Genomic DNA, 3,881 nt, shown 5'->3' on the forward strand with positions numbered 1-3,881 from the left:
GCCCGGCCCGTTCGGTGACCGGGCCCACCACGTGTCAGCCGGTGGTGAGGACGAACTTCTCCCAGGCCCCGACGGACGTACGGTTGGCGATCAGTGACCCGGCCCCGGCGTTCTCCGCGCACACGATCTGGTTGTTGACCGTGGCGCGCAGACTGACCGTCCCATCCGAGTTGGTGATGAGCTGGAAGGTCTCCCACGACCCGATCGACGTGGCGTTGGCGACCAACGCTGCGGCGCCGGCGTTCGTGGCCGAAACGTAGAGCCCGTTGGCACGTGACCGCAGCGCGATGTTGCCGTTGCCGGCGTCCACCCGGTCGAACTGCTCGGTCGTGCCGACGCTGGCCTTGTTGGCGATCAACGCGGTGCTGCCGACCGCCGACACGTACTGGTTGTTGACCTGCGCCCGCAGCGTGCTCACCGGCGTGCTGCCACCGGTGCCGGTGGTGAAGGTGAACGCGTCGACATCGAACAGGTAGCCCGACCCGCCCTTGAAGACCAGGTACAGCGTGGTCGACGCGCTGGGCGGGTTGCTGATAGTGGCTGACGCATCGACGAACGTCTCCCAGTTGCCGGTCACCGGAACCGTGACCGTGCCCAGCAGAGTGCCGGTGGCCGACCCGGTCCGGACCTCGATGGTGCCACCGGCGCCGGCCGACGACGCCCGCACGGTGATGCGGTTGGCGTTGGCCAGGTTGTACGGCGTGTACGAGATCCAGTCGTTGTTCTCGATGAACCCGGCCGTGCGGCCACCCTCGGCGCTGGTGTGGTCGGTGGCCTGGACACCGGACGTCGCGCCGAAGTGCTCACCCTGGCGGTGCTTCGGTTGCAGCGTTCTGATGCTGTGCGTGGTCAGACCGCCGTTGTCGGTGTAGGCGGCGTCGAAGACCCCGTAGATGTTGGCCGCGGAGTCGTGCTCCCCGTCGGTCGGCACGGTGATCGAGCCGCTGCACCCGTTCTTCGAGGTGATCTGGTGAGCGTGGCTGTCGTGGCCCAGCGCGTACGTCAGGCTCACCTTGGAACAGTCGATCGTGCCGTCCTGTGGGTCGCTCACGCTGATCTGGTACGACACCGTGTCGCCGAAGTTGAACAGCTGCCCGTCGACGGGCGAGGTCAGCGTCACCGTCGGCGCGGTGTTTCCCACGGTGATGACCAGGCTCGCCGTACCGGTCAGGCCGGCCGGGTCGGTGACCTTCAGGGTGGGGGAGTAGGTGCCGTTGGTGGTGTACGTCTTGGTGGGGTTGGCCGCCGTCGACGTGGTGCCGTCGCCGAACGTCCACAGGTAGCTCAGCGCCCCGCCCTCGGGGTCGGAGCTGCCAGCCGACGAGAAGTTCACCGTCAACGGGTTGGCCCCCGACGTGGGGTTCGCCGAGGCGACCGCGATGGGGTTGCGGTTGCCGCCGCCGATGTACTCGATCCGGAACAGCGCCTGGTTGTTCGAGCCGGTGCCGTAGTCCAGCACGTACAGCGCGCCGTCCGGGCCGAAGGCCATGTCCATGACCTGGGTGCCGCTCCACGGGAACGAGGAGATCTCGCCGCGGGAGCCGTCGGCGTTGATGGCGATCGGCTTGATCCAGCGTCGGCCGTACTCGCCGGCGAAGAACTGGCCGTTGAGCGACTGCGGGAACTTGATGCTGGAGTTGAGCGAGGCGTCGTACCGGTAGACCGGCCCGGCCATGGGCGACTCGGAGCCGCTGCCGAACTCCGACGGTGATCCGGAGTCGCCGGCGTACTTGATCCAGGCCGGCTTCGCCGCGGGCAGCGTGCCGAGGCCCGTGTTGCGGAACGAGTTGTTGGTCGGCCCGCCCGTGCAGTTGTACTTCGACTGCGACGGCCCGGACGGGAAGGTGTATTCATTGTATGTTTCGGTGCTCGTGTTGCTGCCGGTGCAGTACGGCCAGCCGAAGTTTCCGGGCGCCGTGATGCGGTTGAACTCCACCTGACCCTGCGGACCCCGGCTGGAGTTGGTGCTCCCGGCGTCCGGGCCGTAGTCGCCGACGTAGACGACGCCGGTCGCCTTGTCGACGCTCATCCGGAACGGGTTGCGCATACCCATCGCGTAGATCTCCGGACGGGTGTTGGCCGTGCCGGGCGCGAACAGGTTGCCCGACGGGATCGTGTACGTCCCGTCCGCCTGCGGCTTGATCCGCAGCACCTTGCCCCGCAGGTCGTTGGTGTTGCCCGCCGAGCGCTGGGCGTCGAACTGCGGGTTGCGGTCGGTGCGCTCATCCAGCGGCGCGTAGCCCGACGACTCGAACGGGTTGGTGTCGTCGCCGGTGGTCAGGTACAGGTTGCCGGCGGCGTCGAAGTCCAGGTCACCGCCGACGTGGCAGCACTGCCCACGGTCGTTGGCGACCTGGAGCACGATCTTCTCGCTGCTCAGGTTGAGCGTGTCGTCGCTGTTGAGGGTGAACCGGGACAGCCGCAGGTGCCCCTTCCACCGGTCCCAGTCCGACTGCGTGCCGGTGGTGGGGGCGTCCCCGGACGGGGTGCTCAACGTGGGCGAGTAGTACAGGTAGATCCATCTGTTGGTGGCGAAGTTGGGGTCGACGGCGACGCCCTGCAACCCCTCCTCGTCGTGCGTGTAGACGGACAGGGTGCCGGAGACCTTGGTGTTGCCGGCCACGTCGGTGACCCGCAGGACGCCGTTGCGGGCGGTGTGCAGCACCGAGCGGTTGGGCAGGATGGCCAGGGACATGGCCTCGCCCAGCTCGGCCGAGCCGGTGGCGAGTTTGACCTGCTGATAGTCGCTGGCGGGGATAACCACCGCCTGGGCGGCGGTGGAGGGTGCGGCCACGGCCAGGGTCACACTCGCGACGGTGGTGACCGCCGCGACGAGTGCCCGGGACCAGCGCCGGGGGTTCGAGAGCATGATCGTCCTTCCTCGACGACCAGGGCCGGGCGTGCGGGGGCGCACCACGGCCAGGTGAGGGTGGTGAAGAAGCGAGCCGCGGCGCGGTCAGTTGGTGACGAGGTTGAACTTCTCCCACTGGCCGATGGAGGTCCGGTTGGCGATCAGCGGGGAGGAGCCCCCGTTGTCGGCGGCCACGTACCGGCTGTTCACGGTGGCCCGCAGGCTGACCGTGCCGTCGGAGTTGCGGATCAGCTGGAAGGTCTCCCACGCGCCGGCGGTGGCCCGGTTGGCGATCAGCGCGGCGGCCCCGGCGTTCTCGGCGGCGACGTACTGCCCGTTGCTCTTGGCGCGCAGCGCGACGTTGCCGTTGGCGAGGTTGACCAGTTCGAACCGCTCGCTGGTCCCGGCGGAGGTCTTGTTGGCGATCAGCGGGGTGGTGGCGTTGGGCGCGCTGACGTACTGGTTGTTGGCGAGGGCACGCAGGGTGGAACCGGTGGCGGCGGGCGGCGGGGTGGTCGGCGGGGCAGTCGTCGGCGGGGCCGTGGTGGGCGGCGCGGTGGTCGGCGGCGCGGTGGTGGGCGGCGCGGTGGTCGGCGGCGCGGTGGTCGGCGGCGTCGTCCCCGGCGAGCAGTTGGCGCTCACCGAACCCGCGGCGACCTGCAGGCCACCGAGCAGCATCTTGGTGAAGTTCGGGTCGGTGTACGACGCCTCGGTGTGCCCGAGGCCGGTGTACCAGGCCCGACCGCCGCCGAACGCCTTGCACCAGGTGATCGGGTGGTCGCCGTTCATGGTGCCGCCGCTGTAGGACGACTCGTCGAGGCTGGCGAGGACCCGCGCGCTGGAGCGGGGGTTGGTGCGGTAGTTGTACCACTCGTCGGAGCGGACCCAGGTGGCGCCGAGATGCGCGGTCGACGGGTTGGTCCGGTCCTCGATCTTCACGGTCGCGGTCTGGATCGCCGGGTGCGAGTCGAACCACGCGCCGACCAGCTGGCCGTACCACGGCCAGCTGTACTCGGTGTCGGCGGCGGCG

Annotated in this window: 2 protein-coding genes; both read right to left on the minus strand. The window is 69.3% G+C overall.

Translation table 11 applies throughout. The annotated features are described in order from the left end of the window. Positions 1-34 precede the first annotated feature (34 nt). Positions 35-2,869 (minus strand): PQQ-dependent sugar dehydrogenase, encoded by a 2,835-nt coding sequence (locus AB0J68_RS28770; RefSeq protein ID WP_363941614.1) that lies wholly within the window; start codon positions 2,867-2,869, stop codon positions 35-37. Positions 2,870-2,956: 87 nt separating this feature from the next. Then, a partial coding sequence (locus AB0J68_RS28775; protein ID WP_363941617.1) for a ThuA domain-containing protein occupies positions 2,957-3,881 on the minus strand: 925 nt, incomplete at its 5' end.

The organism is Micromonospora sp. NPDC049580, assembly GCF_040675595.1.
Taxonomy (GTDB): domain Bacteria; phylum Actinomycetota; class Actinomycetes; order Mycobacteriales; family Micromonosporaceae; genus Micromonospora.

What these genes read in the sequence shown, in the direction of transcription:
- AB0J68_RS28770 (WP_363941614.1), bottom strand. Translation starts at nt 2,869, where the DNA reads ATGCTCTCGAACCCCCGGCGCTGGTCCCGGGCACTCGTCGCGGCGGTC.